Annotated in this window: 15 protein-coding genes; 9 read left to right on the plus strand and 6 right to left on the minus strand. The window is 54.0% G+C overall.

The genetic code is table 11. The features are described 5' to 3' along the window. The first annotated feature begins 70 nt into the window (after positions 1-70). Both WOA58_RS18755 and WOA58_RS18760 read left to right on the plus strand, forming a co-directional pair. Entirely contained in the window at positions 71-733 is a 663-nt protein-coding gene (locus WOA58_RS18755) for a hypothetical protein (protein WP_340605832.1), read from the plus strand. An 812-nt stretch (positions 734-1,545) separates the two neighbouring features. Then, the gene (locus tag WOA58_RS18760) at positions 1,546-2,256 is read left to right on the plus strand and encodes a hypothetical protein (RefSeq protein ID WP_340605833.1); all 711 of its coding nucleotides are present in this window, start codon (positions 1,546-1,548) and stop codon (positions 2,254-2,256) included. Between the two features lie 29 nt (positions 2,257-2,285). Here WOA58_RS18760 and WOA58_RS18765 read toward each other — a convergent pair whose 3' ends face one another. Then, complete coding sequence (locus WOA58_RS18765) at positions 2,286-3,353, minus strand: signal peptidase I (RefSeq protein WP_340605834.1); 1,068 nt, start codon at positions 3,351-3,353, stop codon at positions 2,286-2,288. Positions 3,354-3,547: 194 nt separating this feature from the next. On the opposite strand from WOA58_RS18765, the gene WOA58_RS18770 reads away from it, so the two are divergent. The 4 genes from WOA58_RS18770 (at position 3,548) to WOA58_RS18785 (ending at position 6,671) form a co-directional block, all read left to right on the plus strand. Continuing rightward, the gene (locus WOA58_RS18770; RefSeq protein WP_340605835.1) at positions 3,548-4,090 is read left to right on the plus strand and encodes a DUF7344 domain-containing protein; all 543 of its coding nucleotides are present in this window, start codon (positions 3,548-3,550) and stop codon (positions 4,088-4,090) included. Positions 4,091-4,392: 302 nt separating this feature from the next. Continuing rightward, a complete protein-coding gene (locus WOA58_RS18775; RefSeq protein WP_340605837.1) occupies positions 4,393-5,553 on the plus strand; it encodes a DUF5305 family protein in 1,161 nt (386 codons plus the stop codon). Positions 5,554-5,800: 247 nt separating this feature from the next. Further along, the gene (locus tag WOA58_RS18780; protein WP_340605838.1) at positions 5,801-6,271 is read left to right on the plus strand and encodes a hypothetical protein; all 471 of its coding nucleotides are present in this window, start codon (positions 5,801-5,803) and stop codon (positions 6,269-6,271) included. 115 nt (positions 6,272-6,386) lie between these two features. After that, positions 6,387-6,671, plus strand: a complete 285-nt coding sequence (locus WOA58_RS18785; protein ID WP_340605840.1) for a hypothetical protein — start codon at positions 6,387-6,389, stop codon at positions 6,669-6,671. Between the two features lie 182 nt (positions 6,672-6,853). Here WOA58_RS18785 and WOA58_RS18790 read toward each other — a convergent pair whose 3' ends face one another. Next, complete coding sequence (locus WOA58_RS18790) at positions 6,854-7,333, minus strand: hypothetical protein (RefSeq protein ID WP_340605842.1); 480 nt, start codon at positions 7,331-7,333, stop codon at positions 6,854-6,856. 319 nt (positions 7,334-7,652) lie between these two features. Here WOA58_RS18790 and WOA58_RS18795 point away from each other — a divergent pair, with 319 nt between their 5' ends. The 3 genes from WOA58_RS18795 to WOA58_RS18805 all read left to right on the plus strand — a co-directional run bounded on the left by WOA58_RS18795 (position 7,653) and on the right by WOA58_RS18805 (position 9,274). Further along, entirely contained in the window at positions 7,653-7,901 is a 249-nt protein-coding gene (locus tag WOA58_RS18795) for a DUF7692 domain-containing protein (protein ID WP_340605843.1), read from the plus strand. Positions 7,902-8,208: 307 nt separating this feature from the next. Next, the gene (locus tag WOA58_RS18800) at positions 8,209-8,448 is read left to right on the plus strand and encodes a TrmB family transcriptional regulator (RefSeq protein WP_340605844.1); all 240 of its coding nucleotides are present in this window, start codon (positions 8,209-8,211) and stop codon (positions 8,446-8,448) included. A gap of 631 nt (positions 8,449-9,079) precedes the next feature. After that, positions 9,080-9,274, plus strand: a complete 195-nt coding sequence (locus WOA58_RS18805; protein WP_340605845.1) for a hypothetical protein — start codon at positions 9,080-9,082, stop codon at positions 9,272-9,274. A 126-nt stretch (positions 9,275-9,400) separates the two neighbouring features. On the opposite strand, the gene WOA58_RS18810 is transcribed toward WOA58_RS18805, so the two are convergent. The 4 genes from WOA58_RS18810 to WOA58_RS18825 all read right to left on the minus strand — a co-directional run bounded on the left by WOA58_RS18810 (position 9,401) and on the right by WOA58_RS18825 (position 15,013). After that, entirely contained in the window at positions 9,401-9,748 is a 348-nt protein-coding gene (locus WOA58_RS18810) for a hypothetical protein (protein ID WP_340605846.1), read from the minus strand. A 53-nt stretch (positions 9,749-9,801) separates the two neighbouring features. Next, positions 9,802-10,656: an isoaspartyl peptidase/L-asparaginase gene (locus tag WOA58_RS18815; protein ID WP_390220994.1), complete on the minus strand. Its 855-nt coding sequence runs from the start codon at positions 10,654-10,656 to the stop codon at positions 9,802-9,804. Between the two features lie 203 nt (positions 10,657-10,859). Next, on the minus strand, positions 10,860-12,161 hold the full coding sequence (locus tag WOA58_RS18820; protein ID WP_340605848.1) for a dicarboxylate/amino acid:cation symporter: 1,302 nt from the start codon (positions 12,159-12,161) through the stop codon (positions 10,860-10,862). Between the two features lie 92 nt (positions 12,162-12,253). Then, complete coding sequence (locus WOA58_RS18825) at positions 12,254-15,013, minus strand: M14 family zinc carboxypeptidase (protein WP_340605850.1); 2,760 nt, start codon at positions 15,011-15,013, stop codon at positions 12,254-12,256. Positions 15,014-15,881: the final 868 nt, after the last annotated feature.

Here is a 15,881-nt window from a genome sequence, read left to right on the forward strand (position 1 = left end):
AACATCCGTTCTTTGTCCGGGTAGGTGCTTATAGATTGCCCCTCGCGAGCCGTGGCTTTGTCAATCAGCTATGAGCACAACAGCCGACGCTACGGACAGAAGTGCCGTCGAACAGCTCGCCGAAAACGTCGCCGATCTCCAAGAGACGGTCGAGCAGCAAGCGAAGCGGATTGAACAGCAAGCCGAAACGATCGAAAGATTAGAGACAGAGGTTAAAATTCAATCCTCGAACATCGGCGGCGCCCACAATCGGATTAGTGAACTTGACGACGAGGTTTCCCAACTGGAACCCGACTCTGGCCACGAAACCCCAGGGGTAGACGGGGACAAAACGGGGTCGCAGGACAGTCAGACACCGCTTGAACGCATTTGCGGGCTTCCCGAGCATATTGCCGATCGGGAATTGACAGTGAATCAAGAGCGCGCCCGGTTCGTCGCGCGGGACGTGCGCGATTACGCCGAGAAGGTCCCTGCTGGCCTCGTCATCGATAGCCGAGCGATCAAGCGAGTGTTAACCGCCTCGGAAGGAAAGCGTCCACACACTCAAACTGTGGCCCGCGTGATGAACTTCCTCGATGACCTCGGCAAAAAGGATGTCGAGCAAAAGAAGCGGCGCGGGAAGAAGCTCATCGTCATCGATCCAGAGGCCGCCACGAAATATACAGCTCATCACGATCGTTGTGATGGAGAGAGTGGTCCAACCTATGCAGAAGGCGTGATTTCGAGCGGATAACGCCACATCGACAAGAATAGTCCGCGAAAGCGAACCGCGCAAGCAAAGTCGTAGTAGCAGCAGGTGTAGAGGGAATCTTGAGTTTTAGTGGTAGTATGATGAATGAAACCGAAGTTGGTGGTTCTGGCTTCGTGAGCGTATCACAGCACGGTGTGATATGGTAAATACAACAATATCCTTTTCAAGTAGCCAGTTGTTGTACAAGGTTATTTTGGGAGTCTGGTGAAATCAGTATGCTCTCAACAGACGATACAACTGAACCCTACAATGGTTCGTCTGGAACAGGTGCGTGAAGGGGATCGGGACGCTAGCCTCGCACTGCAACCATACGGGTACACCTGGAACGCGGGGTAATGCCTCGATTCCCGGCTTCTGGGACGCTTCAACCCCACGAGGGTACGTCTGGAACATTCTGAATCCGTCGCAGTCGTCGACGTGGCTGACGAGGACACCGATGCCGTTGTTTCGTCAAATGACAAGCCGTAAGGTCTCGACCGCGCCCAGGAGCAAGCGAACGAGCGCGCACAGCCCGGTCACGATAGGGCGGCAGATCGCGCCGCTCGATCCTGCGTTCGGTCCGACCCCGGCCGAGGAGGAACCGGCTCCGGAAGAACCAGCGGACGCTGACGCATCGGACGACCCCGACACGGAGGGGGCTGAAGCGCAATGAGCACAGCTGTCGGCACAGGTGTTTCCGTACGTTACTGAAATACCTAGAAGCTACAGTGCCCAAATGACTATATGACAATATAATTATTCTTCTGAATTAAATATAGACAATATTTATTTGCTCGTATAGATTACATTATAGCATGACAGCTATTTCCTGGCGGATGATCACCGTCTTTGCTCTGGGTATTACTCTCGCAGTTTCAGGGTGTACGGCGTGGAGCGACAGTGAGTCCGAGAGTACCGAGATCGTCGTCGAAGGCGAATCCGACGCCGCGGTCAACCTCGCTGAATCTGAACAACCCGCGGGTGAGATCTCCATCAGCGAACGCCTAGCAGAGAACGACGACGAAGCCGAGTTAACCGAGCCGCCGGACGAAGCCGATGAGACGGAGACTGAGTCAGGTGCTGACGAACCCGACCGGGAGCCCGAACGAGACGATAGCGAACCGGATGTCGAGGATCTCCCCGAAGAAGCCGAGCCGATCGACCCTGAGGAGGGCACTCAGACCCCTATCCCTGAGCAGTATATCCACGAGAATGACGACGACACCGAAACGATCGCGTTCGAACTCCCCATGGCTGACATCGAAAGTGGCGCCGACGATCCCTCGGTGCCTGCTGTGTCCTCCTTACAGGTCGAACAGGGAACGGCCGAAGAAGGTGATCCGGTGGTTCGATTCCACCTCGGAGGAGAACCCGTCGACATACGCTTCGTCGATGTCGACGCGATAGCGGCCGAGGTCGTCGGTTCGAACCTCGTCATGGTGACGGGTGACATCGGCGACGATCCCGCGTTGGTCGTGCAGGCCCAGTCCGATACCGTAGCTTGTGAAACTGGGGAGCAGCAGTAGTACACCGAGTCCGTTTCGAGTTCGGGGATTTATCGGGACCGTGATCGCGTTCTGTAGCGACCGGGTTCGAGGACGAGATACGCAACGAGGGCGGGAATCCCGGCAGCAGTAGCCAGAATAGCGCTTCCTGCGACCAACGGGTGGATGCCGTGAAGCGCGATGAGCAACGATGGCGGGAGGACGATTGGGTAGTGATACTCCGCGAGATGTCTGTAGTAGTAGCCCGTCTCCGGCGGTGCTTCGATCTCGACGGTGACGTCAGCTGAGGTGCGAGCCCCGAGATGGGTTACGGAGCGGTCGACCGCTATCCCTTCGCTTGCCGGTTCGGTGACCACGACCGTCGGAACGACCCCCGTGTTCGGAACCGTATGTGTATCACGGCTAGTTTCGCCCGCTTCGATGACATGGGATGCTGGCGAGTCGCGTTCCGCGCTCACGATCCCGTACTCGTGAACGCCCGACGGGATGGCCATACCCGCCACTAATGGCATCGATACGACGATAACGATCAGAACGACGAGGCGACGACGGGAGAGAACGCCGCGTCGTGAACGGGACCGGGACCGAAAGCGCCGCGTCCGGTCCTCACCACGGAGTATCGTCACAGCGAGAACCACAGCGCCGAGACCGATGAAGAGATACCCCAATCCGGCGGCACCCCCTGGTATCGGTCTCCCCAATAGCTGTGAGAGGACGGCGGACATGCTAGTGAGTATATTTGACATAAACAGCACCATTGTTCCGAGATGTGGTATGACGACGACGGTAGTACCGATCTGCAGGGCAGTCGCGAGTATCTGACCGTCCGTCACTGGGGGTTCCCCTTGGCTCTGGTCGGAAAACGGGTTAGCGTCTCCTTGTGTGATATACCCGTGATCGGTCTCGCCAACGATACGGTGTGTCGTCACCTCACCGCCCTGGACGTTGGTCGCTTCAAACACGATAACGTCACCCTCTTCGACTTCTCCGCTTAGCAAGCCTGGAACGGCGACGAACCCATCCCCTGCATCGATCGTCGGTTCCATGCTCCCTGTTTCGACGAAACCCAGTCCGATCGGCTGCCCTAACAGTCCCCCACCAATCAGTGGCAGCAGCACGACTCCAATGAGACCGAGAAAGGTCCATTTACGTAGACTCAAGGCAACCAATGGAATCTATCCGATAATAATCTTGTACAGACATATATCCTCCGGTATACATACTATCTCTATCATGTAATACAGAATGAAACTCATACAATATATGTCATACAAACTTATTTATCACTCTCGGAGTATTATCCAATGAACAGATGGGAGCGGATGAAACCGAAGACCGATCACTCTCGCAAAACGAGATTTTTCAGGTCCTGAGTAGCCATCGTCGGCAGCGAGTGATAGAGATCTGTGAGCAATCGGTAGAGCCGGTGAGCCTTTCGGACCTCGCACAGGAGATCGCGGCTACCGAGCAGGAAAAGGAAGTCGCCGAACTGACTGGGAAGGAGCGAAAACGGATCTACACCTCCTTACAACAGGTTCACCTCCCGATGATGGCGCGCGCGAACGTCATTGAATATGATGGACGAACAGTCGAACTTACCGAAGACGGCTCGGACATAACGATATATATGGATATCGTGCCCTCCGGTACGGTCTCGTGGGCAGTCTATTACTTCGGGCTGTCTGTGATCAGCACGATAACCCTCATCGGTGTCTACTTCGATGTCTACCCACCGCAGCTCCCAGATATTATATGGGCAGTACTGATCACCGCCGTATTTGGTAGTTCCTCGATCGTCCATCTCTATGTGATCAAACAGTTCTCGATGGGCTGGTTTCCAGTCCAGTTCAAATGATCCGAATCGCTACCCGGTGGAAGCACGACTTCCGAGGGGGTCAATACTTACCGGGGATATCCCGATCGCCGATTCAATCAGGCTGGAGGAACCTGTTCTATCAGATACTACTACAATGAAAATGTCTATATCTATGGACTTATATATAATACATACTTGATAGCTAATCGAGTGAACGAACAGCGAGGTAGATGCAAACAACGGAAGCAGTACGGCAAGATCCGTGTTTCGAGTCGTGAGAGAGCGGATGAGACGATAGACAGGATCACGGATCGCGACCGGTCTCCAGGTGCTCGCTACGAATGAACGATCAAAACGTCTCCGACCCAGAGTTCAAGCTTCGATATTACCTCGACAGGTATTTTACACTCGTCATCGCCGTTTTGCTTGTCTGTCTGCTCATCAGTGGCTGGGTGACGTACGTCGCCTATACTGACCAGCAGACCGAGACGGACGAGGAAACGCTCGCTGTCTACGATTCGACGGTCGACTTCCAGCATTCGGCGACGGCCCCCGAGGACAATCCACTCTATGCTGCCGGCACTGAATTGGAGAATCAGTCGGTCTATTTCTATCGTGCAACACCGGTAGTCGATGGGGAGTTCGTCTATGAATACGAGACTACGGAGCCCACCGACGTCGAGATAGAAACGGATTTAGAGCTAGTCCTTCGTTCGACGGAGGAGATCGATAACGACGACGAAGTGCTTCTCGAACATTGGCGCCAGTCAGAAACGGTTGGTGAAGAGACACTTCAACAAGAGGGGAGTTCTGGTGAACACACGATTCCATTCGGGGTGGCGATCGCGGATCTCGAACACCAGCTGTGGACTATCAACGAGATTCTTCGGACTCCTGAACAGAGACCCGATGACGATCTGGGGAGCCTCCCCGGCGACACAGAAATCGCGGTCGTCGCAACGACATCCGTTACGACAGACCTTGCTGGGGAGGAAATAGAGCGAGAGGAGGTGAATGAACTAGTGATGGATCCCCAAAGTGGGTTGGTCCGTGTCGACGAGAGGACCGAAACCGAGCCAACGGAGGTTATTGAAACATCGACCGACAGTGTCCCGCCGAGTGTTTTCAGTGGTATCGTCATACCGCTACTGGCCCTTGGTTCGCTGGTAGCTGTTGTCGGACTAGCTGTTGTACGTTCACGCGGAAGAGTAGCTCCAGCACCCGATCGCCTACGGCTGTACGAGGAGCAACGGGCACGCAAGCGGTTCGATGACTGGATCTCGACGGGGACGATGCCGGAAGAGCATCTGCAGTTGCCGACCACGACTGTCAACTCACTCGCGGATCTCGTCGATGCGGCGATCGATACGAACAGTCGTGTAATTGAGGATGAGCAGTTGCCAGTCTACCACTTCGTGAACGGTTCGACACGATACGTATACACACCACCGACGCATCTGACGACCGAGTCGAGTCCTACAGAGGGTGAGGTGGAGGACTGATTTCTTCATTCAGCTGATTGCAGATACGTCGTAGTCATCATATCTATATTTTGCAATACGTTGATCGGTCGAATAGCATTTTCAGGGTGTCCCTGAAGGGGTTCAGGGTCTGCCAGAAAAAAGTCAGGCACCTTGATACTATGTGGGTAGCGCTCTATTACTAATATAACCGTGGTAGGATCCCTACCGCGTAAACTACCATATAATGAACCGACGAAATGTACTAATTGGCTTAGGTGGAATGAGTGTGGGAAGCGGCGTACTGTTCGGCACGGGGGCGTTTGCGAGCACGGATGCGGATCGTAGTGTCTCTATCGCGATCGCGGGCGACGCGAGCGCATATCTGGGTATCGAAGGGCACCCCGACTATACTGGGACTGAGGTCGCTGGTGGTGTCGAGGTCGTGACCCTCGAAATGGGTGAGCTCGACGGAGCAGACGGTGAAGGGGTCAATCAGCGGGCAACGACGACGATCGATGAGATCCTCACGTTCACGAACCAATCGGCGAACGATATCGACATCGAGATCGACAGCGATGTCGATGAGATCTCGTTCGACCCATCGTCCTTCAGCGGTCTCTCGCCGGGGAGTTCCGAATCGACCGGCATCACGATCGATACCACGGATGAGCCGGAAGAAGATCTCACTGGTGATCTCACCATCAACGCGACCCTCGCAGGAGACGGTGGCGACGGTGGCGGCGAAGACGGCGACTGATCGAACTGAGCGACTGACTCGATAGGCCGCCCGAAGTATATCGGCAGGGCGGTTTTTAGCACAAGAAACTACTCTTAGCGGAGCACGCCGAACGATATATCACGAGATTCAAAGAATGGCATCCGACCGGCACCTAAGTGACGCTGACAGCGAGCGCACGTCTCCAAGCCGTGAGGAACGTGTCGCTGCTGCTCGAACCGTCGTCTATGGTGATGACGAGGAACTCATCACTGCTGAGGAACTCGATTCAGCCCTTGAGGAGTACGGTGTTGGTATCGGTGAAAGCGAGGATGGGCTCCCAGAGTACCTGGATGTCCCTCGGGAGCTGTCGCTCTCGGCGTGTCACATGGCGGTCGACCTTCGTCGTGATCCGGCAGAATTTATCGCACCGCGTGCCTAAACAGGCCTTCTCCCCTTTCCTCAAATAAGAGCGCGATATGTAGCACCGGTACTGGGTGAGATTCCTTTTCTTATACAAGAATTTGTAAGCTCGACGAGCCCGATAGGGACGACGAGTAACGACCTTGTTCAACATCGGCGATTCGAGACGACGTGTTGAACAAGGTGGCGAAGACTGGGGATCTAACGCCGGGTCTCGTCGATCGGCTCGGTCGACATCCGCTCGCAACGCCAATAGTGGTCTCCGTCGCGTAGCTCGTCCTCGCCGTCGAGTTCGCTCTCGCGCAGCGTGATGCTAAAGTCGAACCTCGCATGCGCCCGTCCGTCGTCGGAATACGGGACCTCAAGCCAGATGTTCGTGAGGATAATCTGGAACCGCTGATCCGGCGTTAGTGGCGCGTCATATCGGAGCCTCTTTTGGAACCGAACGCCGTCGCCGCGGCGGTTGGTGAGACTTTCGGCGTCGACCTGTTCGTACTGGTCCCAATCGTGTTTATTGAAACGTCGGTCCGCGACCACGTCCATGAACGCCGGTCGCTCGTCGACGTAGTACGCCTCTCGATAGTCAAACGCGGGTTGAATCGCAAGGACGGACATGAGCGCGTCCTCGGGTGTTCGGCCGTAAGCTACGTCGAGGTCGACGCCAGCGGTGATTTTTTCCATCTGACGATCCCTCTCCTGCCGTCCACTAAACGTTATCGCGCGACGGTCTCGGATGTGTCGGCCGGTCGACAGTACCGCACAGTTGTACATGAGATCTCTCCCCCGCGCCCCCCGCCCCCCACGGGGTTACACAGGCGAAGATCCGCAACCACGGTTTTGTACATCAACTCGCGAATCCGATGTGCAACTTCCGACGCTGACCGTCCCAATTCACTCCAACGTCACAATCAGATGATTCGAAGAGAGGTTATCGGGCCTGGTTGAGGCAGTTAGTACCTCGATCTAAGCCACTTTCCGAGATCGATGTGCAAAATGAACCATGCGGATAAACACTGACGGGAAGTATGCCTGGCGCACTGATCTCTACGACCGCGTCGGCGAACAATTGGGGGAGAACACGCGTTCGGGGGCGATTGACGCTAGTTGTAAGTTTACCCACGAAATGCTCGCGAACCTCGAAGCCGCCACCGACCACTCGGATATGACCGAGGACCTAGCCCGAACGTTGTCGACGAGTTCGGTCGAGATCGAGTACCGAATCGAGTCGGGGGTAAGAATAAAGGACTAATCTGATTCTCGCGATGCGGCCGAGCGCATCAAGAACGCGACGCCGTTCGATCCGTTCGCCCGTTAGGCACACGCCGATAGATGCAACTCTGGCGGACACTACCGACGTATTTGATAGGGACGTTAGCTGTGCCTGAGTGGGATTACAGTACTCCATGCGTGGATTTTGGATCGTGGGCTTGGGATCGTAGTAGTCGACTCTCCCTCTCCGGCACCGTGTTAATATAAGACATATACACAAATTAATATCATTAAGTGTTTATGGGTGAGCTTTATATATCCAATCAGCGTTGATTCGGGTACACACAATGAGCCCGGAACTACTCACCCAGAAGGCAACCGCGACCAACGACCCACTCCCTGCTGAACTCGACTCAGGAAATTCCAAACTCGTCTACCTGTATCTCAGTATCGTCGAGGAAGCAACAGTCGACGACCTCCAAGCGGCACTGGACATCCAGCAGCTCACGTTGTTCCCCACGCTGAGAACGCTTGAAGGCGAGGATCTCATCGAGCGCACCGGTGAGACAGTTACGATCGCCGCCTAACAGGACTTCTTCCAGTACTCGATTCTCTGTTCGATTCTTCTGTCTCGTTCGATAGTCTCGTCGCACCCTGGTATTCACTCTGCTGAGCAGGACTCGAACGAAGAGTGATTTCTCACTCTTTGCTTTTGATTAGCAATAGCTTCGTGAGAGATGGTCTCAATATATCACAAAAGATCTTTATTTATATCCGAGTTAATAAATGGTGATGACGCCTGCATTCCTCGGTCTCAACAAGATGGAGCACCGGCAGAGAATCAACCACGAGAGCGATGACGTACCGACTCGTTTTTTCTGAAGCGCGCCGAGCACTTCCTCTTTCGTAGTAGCCAGGTACTTTCCGGCAGCATTAGCACTACTCTTGTCAGCACGGAAAGCACAGTTCCCGCTCGAGACAAAGCTAAGTCGTGCCAGATTGTAACATAACTTGGGGTGGCGGCCCTAGTACCCCCGCCACCTAGATTGCTGACCTCTCCGGTCCAGAGATGTGTTCCAGGTGAGAATCGAGCCTGATTTTGAATATGTGTACCAAGGAGATTGTTCGCAATCGCCAGCATGCGTCGGGGTTAAGGTTTGAGCGCGCGTTCGAATCGGGCGAACACTTTTGATTAGAGCTTGAAGAGGAGCTTAACCGATGAGCAGCGACGACGACCGCGGGGCGCCCCGATCCCGTGACGAGATACGTGAAAAGCTGCGGGAATTAAAGGCGGAGAAAAGCGCGCATACGGACCTCCTAGATCGCAGGAAGCCTTGTGCAACACTCGCCTTTCACGAGCGTCGATGTGCACAAGGTAAGGTGGCGGCCCAAGTACTCGAAAGCGCCCTTTGAAAAATCTCAATATACTAATACGAAGTGTGGCTTCGCAGAACAAGTTCTAATAGTTCCCCAATTAATCCGAGAAATAGCTACCTATGAATAAAAATAAGAAGATAGTCCCGACTGCCACGGCCATGTTCATGTCCCAAAAAGATCTTTCAGACCATGGGTCTGGAGCTTGTCAAAATAGCCGAGGAGCATACCCACTGCGACGATCAGAACAAAGAAAATGATTGCATCTACAGCCATCCCTAAGCTAGCGGTCTCTATTATTGGTTGAAATACGTTTCTTATACCAAGGAAAGATAACAAGAGGAAGAGATAGCCTATGCTAATGAGAAATCCTCCAAGAATATTCTTCTGAGTCAGTTCTCCTTTATCGTCTAGTACATATCTGGTAACGGCAATCCAAATAGGAACTAGCAATATCAGAGCCTCAAACAATCTGAGGGCGGCGAGACGTACTTTCAATGTGAGTGTAGGCACGAGGTCATGCGTCGCCAGGATCTCATCGTCGGCCCTTCACTACGCTTGTTTGTCTACTCCTCGGTACTCTGACTTGTCTGCATCGCGTCGCTATTGAATGTAATTCCTGTATCGCCGTCAGCATCGAGTACGATAATCCCGGCAGTAGAATCGGTGAGATCAACAAACTCTTCAAGAGCAGTCTCAGCTGCTGATTGCGCCGACTCACCATCCTCTAACAGTCCGGCAGTGCGCTGTGAGAGCGTTGTCCTGATGATGTCCTCGCCTGTGCCTGTAACGCTCACTCCGCCAGCGTCGGTACAGTAAAACCCACTCCCTGCCTGTGGGACATCACCGACCCGCCCCGCAATCGCATACGAGAGGCCGCCAGTCGAGGTTGCGGCGGCCAACTCGTCACCAGAACGGGCAACCGCACCGACCGTCCCTGCACCGCCGAAGACTTCATTGACCCATTCAAGCTGCTCAAAGGCGTCACCATCTGGTGGGTCAAGTTCTTCGAACTCTTCAAGACCGTCCTCGGTCGTGAGCGTAACGTTTGTATCGATTCCAAAGCCAGCCGCAACTTCGGCGGCAAATTCACCACGAACGAGTACATGGGGCGTTTCTTCCATAATGACGCGAGCAGCGCGAGTAGCTTCGGATACACCTGGCACCGATGCAACGGCACCGATCTCGAGATCGCTCAACATGATACCGGCGTCGGTTCGCACTTGGCCGTCGCTCTGGATCGCACCACCGACTCCGGCATTGAACATTGGCGACTCTTCAAGAACACAGAGAGCACTCACTACAGCATCAAGCGGCGTCTCCTGTGCGGCTCCGTGTTCGACTGCGTCGTCAAGAACGGCTTGTCGCGGCTCAGGCTCATCCGGGACACCGCCCGCACCACCGTGGAGGATAATCTCGATGTCGTTTTCTACTTCGTCGTTCGCTGCCGCGGGTCCAGAGATGGCCCCGCCTGCGACGACTGCTGCACCAGTGGTCTGGATGAATTTTCGTCGGTCCATGACAACAATACCCATTCGAGGGAGGATAATAATCATTTTCAAATATAGGATTAAAAACTATTTTCAGAAAATATTAGATAGTGTGCTTCCGATTGGATTGGGAATCAGTCGCCCGTCGGGACGCCGATTTCGGTGCCATCCCAGACGCCCGCACCGAAATCGACCGCGCCGTTCCAGTGGCCGACGACGGTCGCGACCGCCAGATCGCCCGAGATGTTCACCATCGTCCGCAGCCGGTCGAGGATCGGATCGACACCGGCGACGAACCCGACCACCTCGAGGGGCAGGCCCAACTGGGTCAACACGAGCGTCAGCATGATCAGGCCCGTTCCCGGGACACCTGCTGAACCGATGCTTGCGAGCACCGCAATCCCGACTACCATCAGTTGTTCGGTTATAGACAGCGAGACGCCGACGAGGTTCGCCGCGAATATCGCAGCCACGCCCTGATACATCGCGGTCCCGTCCATGTTGATCGTCGCGCCAAGCGGCAGGGAAAAGCCATACACCCCCTCGTTGATCCTGAGGTTATCTTCGGCGTTCGACATTGTCACCGGCAGTGTGCCGGCGCTCGACCGGATGCTGAGTGCCGTGATCAGTGCCTCCTTCGAGCCGACGAGAAACGCGATCGGCGACTGTTGAGTCAGAAGCATGATCAGCCCGCCGAGATGGGTGATGGCGATGTGGATCAGACACGCGACCAGCATCGCCCCGATCAGCAGCCCAAACGAGACGAGCGCGTCCGGGCCCGCTTCACCGAAGACCGCAGCCATGAGCGCGAAGACGCCAATCACACCGTATTCCATGATTCCCCAGACAATCTTGAATAGTGCTTCTGAAGCAGTCTCCATGATATTGAAGATCGTTTCGGCACCCTCGCGGATCTGGGGATCGTCCGTCGCGTCACGCAGAAGTGCAAGTGCGAGGCCGAAAACGAGCGCGAAAAACATCGTCGCTAAGACGTCGCCTTCGGCCATCGCTCCGATCGGTTCTTCGGGAACGATCCCGAGCAAGACCTCAATGATACCCGGCGTCGCCTCGGTATCGACCTCTGCCTCGGTCAGCGTCAGTCCTTGACCGGGATTAACGACATTTGCGACCGTTAGTCCGATGAAGACGGCAATTGACGAAGTAATCGCATAGAGGACGACAACTTGGCCCCCGACCTTTCCAAGAGTCGTGGGATCAAGTTGGCGAATCCCCATGATGAGGGTGAAGACAACGATCGGAATGACGATCATCGAAAGCAGTTGGACGAAGAGATCGCCCAGTGGTTGTAAGACGGTCGCGGGTTCGCCGACGATCAGCCCGACGAGCGAGCCCAGAACGAACGCCGCCCCGATCCGGTAAACGATCGGAATCGACCGATATTGGGTCCACAAATTCATACTGGTACTAGTTCCCATTGACCAAACCACCTGAGGCAACCATTAAATAACTTCGTATTGACATACTGTTAGTATCCTACGGCTGATAAAATCGATCGCAGAGGGAGTCGTTACGGCTCTGCGTCCCGTTCCTCTGGGTTGTCCCAGACGTCGATTTCTTCGCCGTCGACGATTCGCTGTTGGTCGTAGCCGAGTGCATTCATCAAGACTTGGTGCCCGAGGAGCTCGAGACCGTAATTAACCATCCCGAATGGATGCAGGTTATTCTGGAGTGCTGGCGGTAGGACACTACTAATAACGTGAATTCCGGTCTCCTCGCCATCGTGTTCGAGTGCGCCAACGGACACCTGATGATCAGTCGTCGCAGCGACGGTTCCACCAGCTCCTTCGAAGGCATCGGCGTCTACGAGTGTCATCGGGGCCTCGATATTCGGCGAGGCATAGCCCAATCCGGCGACGTTCCACATTTCGCGCTGGACAGGGCGAATGCCCTCCATCAGGCGATGATCGAGATTCTTCCCGTCAGAGGGAAGCTCATCGTCAGGATCGTCCTCGTCGGGATCATCATCGAGCAGAGCGAACTGACGCTCGATTGATTCGATATCATCGTCAGCGACGCCCGCTGCGAGATCGCTTTCAAGATGGCCGAGCAGTTGGACGCCTCGATCAGTCAACACGAGATTCCCTCCGGTATCGACGAACTCGTCAAGTTGATCGAGACACTGCTGATCGTCAGCAGGCTCGTCATGGTTGATGACGACGTTATCGTAGGCGTCTCCATCGTCCAGCGCGCCATCGGTAACATCGTCGACGCTAACAATATCGAGGTCAGCATCAGCAAAGAACTCGGCATTGTCCTCGAAGTACTGCATTGGCGTCACTTCGTATTCAGCTTGGGTGAATCCCAACACTTCCTCCGGATCGGGAGCGAGGACACCATCGACATCCTCCTCATTTTCTTCCAGGAGAAGCTGCTGTGAGCTCACCGTTACCTCGTTTTCATCATCGGATCGGTTCTCAATATCGACCGACCACTCGCCTGCCGCCGGATTGGTGACATTCCATTCAGCCTCCCGCTCCATCTCCTCAGTTGACTCGTAGGTTTCGACCGCCTCACCATCGGGATCGATCAGTGTAGCGGTAACTGGCCCGTCATGTTCGACGGTGACAGAGATCTGCCCAGCATCTCCGGACACATCGAACGAAACGACGTCAGTCTCGTCACTCTCCAGCGTCGATGAAGACGATGTGAACGTCTGTTCTGTGTCAGCGAAGACGAGATCGTCTGAAGACCGGGTGAGCGTTTCGCTAGCCACGTATGCAGTCGAACGTCCATCGGTTTCGATGGTGGCCTCGACATTGGATGTGCCGTGGTCGATGTACCCACGGACGACGGCCTGGTAAGTGTCGACCGCGAGGTTCGTGAAGTCGTGACGATAGTCCATTCTACCCTCACCGGAATATTGCAGGAATTCGACTGTGTTGCCCTTCACACCAAGCCCACTAAACTCCTGAAGTCCCCCAACGAAACTCCGAAAGCCACCAGTAGTGGTGTACCCGAGCGTATCAACAGAAGATCCGTCTCGGAATATGAGTTCGGGTGCCACATCCTCCGCTTCGAGCTCGTCGTCGTCTTGGGCGAAGCGCTCGACACCGTCGAAGAGTGCGTCTCTATGGTCCTCGATCGGTCCGAGTTCTTCACGCACGTACTCACCAACCACGCGTGTCATTTCATCAGCATCGTGCAGCTCTTGATGATCGAATTGGTTGCTGTTCTGGGTTAGCGTGTAGTACAACGGACGTGATTCAACGGGTTCTTCGGACCAGCCCATACCATGGAGGTCTGCGACTGTTTCGATGTTGTTGTACGTCCGAAGGTGGTTGGTGACGGCCAATGTGTCCGGAACGTGATCGAGAATGTCCTCAGGGACATCATCGTCAATCTCGGTAGGTTGGTCGTCTTCGAGATTTGCACCCCATGCTTCGCCGGGATAGTGGTCGGGGTCAATCCACCCTTCCGTCGGGAACCCGCGGTTCTGATCGACGCCAGCAGCGTTCTCACGTCCGAACTCGTTTTCGACGCCAATATATTGTGGCTCACGGCGGACCCATCCATCAGGGTTTGTGAGGACAAAAACAACAACGATATCGTCAAGCCATTTGTCCATGTCGGGCTCGTCTCTAACTAGTGTTTGCTCGACAAGGCGGAGAAATCCTTCACGACCATAGGGTTCGTCACTGTGAATCGAGATCGAAAATACACACTTCCGTTTTTCTTTAAACGAATCGCTATCCTCAATATTATTTGTCAATTCACCGAACCACATATCCTGTGGATCAGTCTCGCCTTCGAGAAGGTTATGATAACCGGGGGTCTCACCAACCCTAAATATGTTGAGGCGGTCACTATGCTGGTCCTCGAGGTATCGTAGTCCTTCAACTGCCTCGTCAAATGAGATATACTCGATACTCTCCTCAACCGATGGAAACACTCCATCCTCGTAGTTATCGAGCTTCCAGAAGGGGTTCGCACCGGGTGAGAATTCCACCTGTTCGATCTCATCAAGTTCGAGGACATCCGACGCTTGGAACGGTGTCACACCTATGTGTGCGGCTGGTTGGGGATCGGTCGTCTGTTCGATATCAACCGGCTCGGTTTCATCATCACCGATATCCTGCTCGAGCCCGAGATCCTCAAGCGCGTCAAAGCCGGCTTCGCTCTCAAATAGTACTAGCGTTTGGATTACGTAGTCGCCCTCAACGTGGTTGCGAATAAAGTCATACAGCTCGGTTGCCTTCTCTGATTCATGATCCGCGACTGCGTGGCCCGGCAACGCAAGCGCACCAGCGGTAACTGCTGAGAGCTGCATGAACTGTCGTCGGTCGATCGGACTGTCCTGAAACCGCGCTGAACCGTCGCCAGATTGGTTTTCTGGTCGGTCCGCCGTCGATTGCGTTTTGTTTCGGTCTGTCATGGTTACACATGGTAGATGTTATCTACCGACAGGATTTGCTCCTGCAACCATAAAATAATTACCTAAAATAATTTGGTATTAAGTGTATTATATTATAGTACTAAATTATAGTAACAGTAATAGATTGGGGAGAGTACTATTTTACTAGCTGATATTAAGAGTATATAAATGCCTCACTTGGTAATATACGAGTAGATAATGCATTTGTGCTATAGCATCGCTTCTTCTTTATAACTAATAATATTTTAGAATGGTATTAATTCAAACAGTCGATGCTAGAGGCTACTTCTACAGACAAAGAGAGTTTATTCTCGTGATTCCAATGCTGCAAAGCATACCCTATGACTCTATATGTTCTTAGAAAGACGTTCTCATGTGTTCTGTAGATAGGATTTTTCTATACAGTCAGACTCAGGAGTGGCCGTTTCAGCCGATGCCCAGAAGTCAATCTATCACCGTCAACGAACCGTTCTTGATTATATTCCAAGAGGTTCGTAACGATTGTGTACCCTTGGAACGAGATCGTCAGACGACGGCAGCTTTAATCGCTCGCTGGTGACGCCTTGTGCAACAATCGATGTCCGCAGAAGATTACGGTTGCACAAGGTGACGTATACCCAATCACACTGTGCTGTGATACGCTTGCAGAGCCAGAGCTACTGGCTTCGGTTTCATCTACAATACTACTACTGTAATCGAGAAGCTCCCTTCATACCTGCTGCTACTACGGCCTTGCTTACGTGGCTCGCTTTCGCGGACTATT

The organism is Halalkalicoccus tibetensis (genome assembly GCF_037996645.1).
GTDB lineage: Archaea > Halobacteriota > Halobacteria > Halobacteriales > Halalkalicoccaceae > Halalkalicoccus > Halalkalicoccus tibetensis.

Coding starts and splice junctions, on each gene's coding strand:
- WOA58_RS18805 (WP_340605845.1), top strand. CDS start 9,080: ATGAGCAGCGACGACGACCGCGGGGCGCCCCGATCCCGTGACGAGATA.
- WOA58_RS18825 (WP_340605850.1), bottom strand. CDS start 15,013: ATGCAGCTCTCAGCAGTTACCGCTGGTGCGCTTGCGTTGCCGGGCCAC.
- WOA58_RS18800 (WP_340605844.1), top strand. CDS start 8,209: ATGAGCCCGGAACTACTCACCCAGAAGGCAACCGCGACCAACGACCCA.
- WOA58_RS18775 (WP_340605837.1), top strand. CDS start 4,393: ATGAACGATCAAAACGTCTCCGACCCAGAGTTCAAGCTTCGATATTAC.
- WOA58_RS18785 (WP_340605840.1), top strand. CDS start 6,387: ATGGCATCCGACCGGCACCTAAGTGACGCTGACAGCGAGCGCACGTCT.
- WOA58_RS18820 (WP_340605848.1), bottom strand. CDS start 12,161: ATGGGAACTAGTACCAGTATGAATTTGTGGACCCAATATCGGTCGATT.
- WOA58_RS18755 (WP_340605832.1), top strand. CDS start 71: ATGAGCACAACAGCCGACGCTACGGACAGAAGTGCCGTCGAACAGCTC.
- WOA58_RS18770 (WP_340605835.1), top strand. CDS start 3,548: ATGGGAGCGGATGAAACCGAAGACCGATCACTCTCGCAAAACGAGATT.
- WOA58_RS18790 (WP_340605842.1), bottom strand. CDS start 7,333: ATGGAAAAAATCACCGCTGGCGTCGACCTCGACGTAGCTTACGGCCGA.
- WOA58_RS18760 (WP_340605833.1), top strand. CDS start 1,546: ATGACAGCTATTTCCTGGCGGATGATCACCGTCTTTGCTCTGGGTATT.
- WOA58_RS18795 (WP_340605843.1), top strand. CDS start 7,653: ATGCGGATAAACACTGACGGGAAGTATGCCTGGCGCACTGATCTCTAC.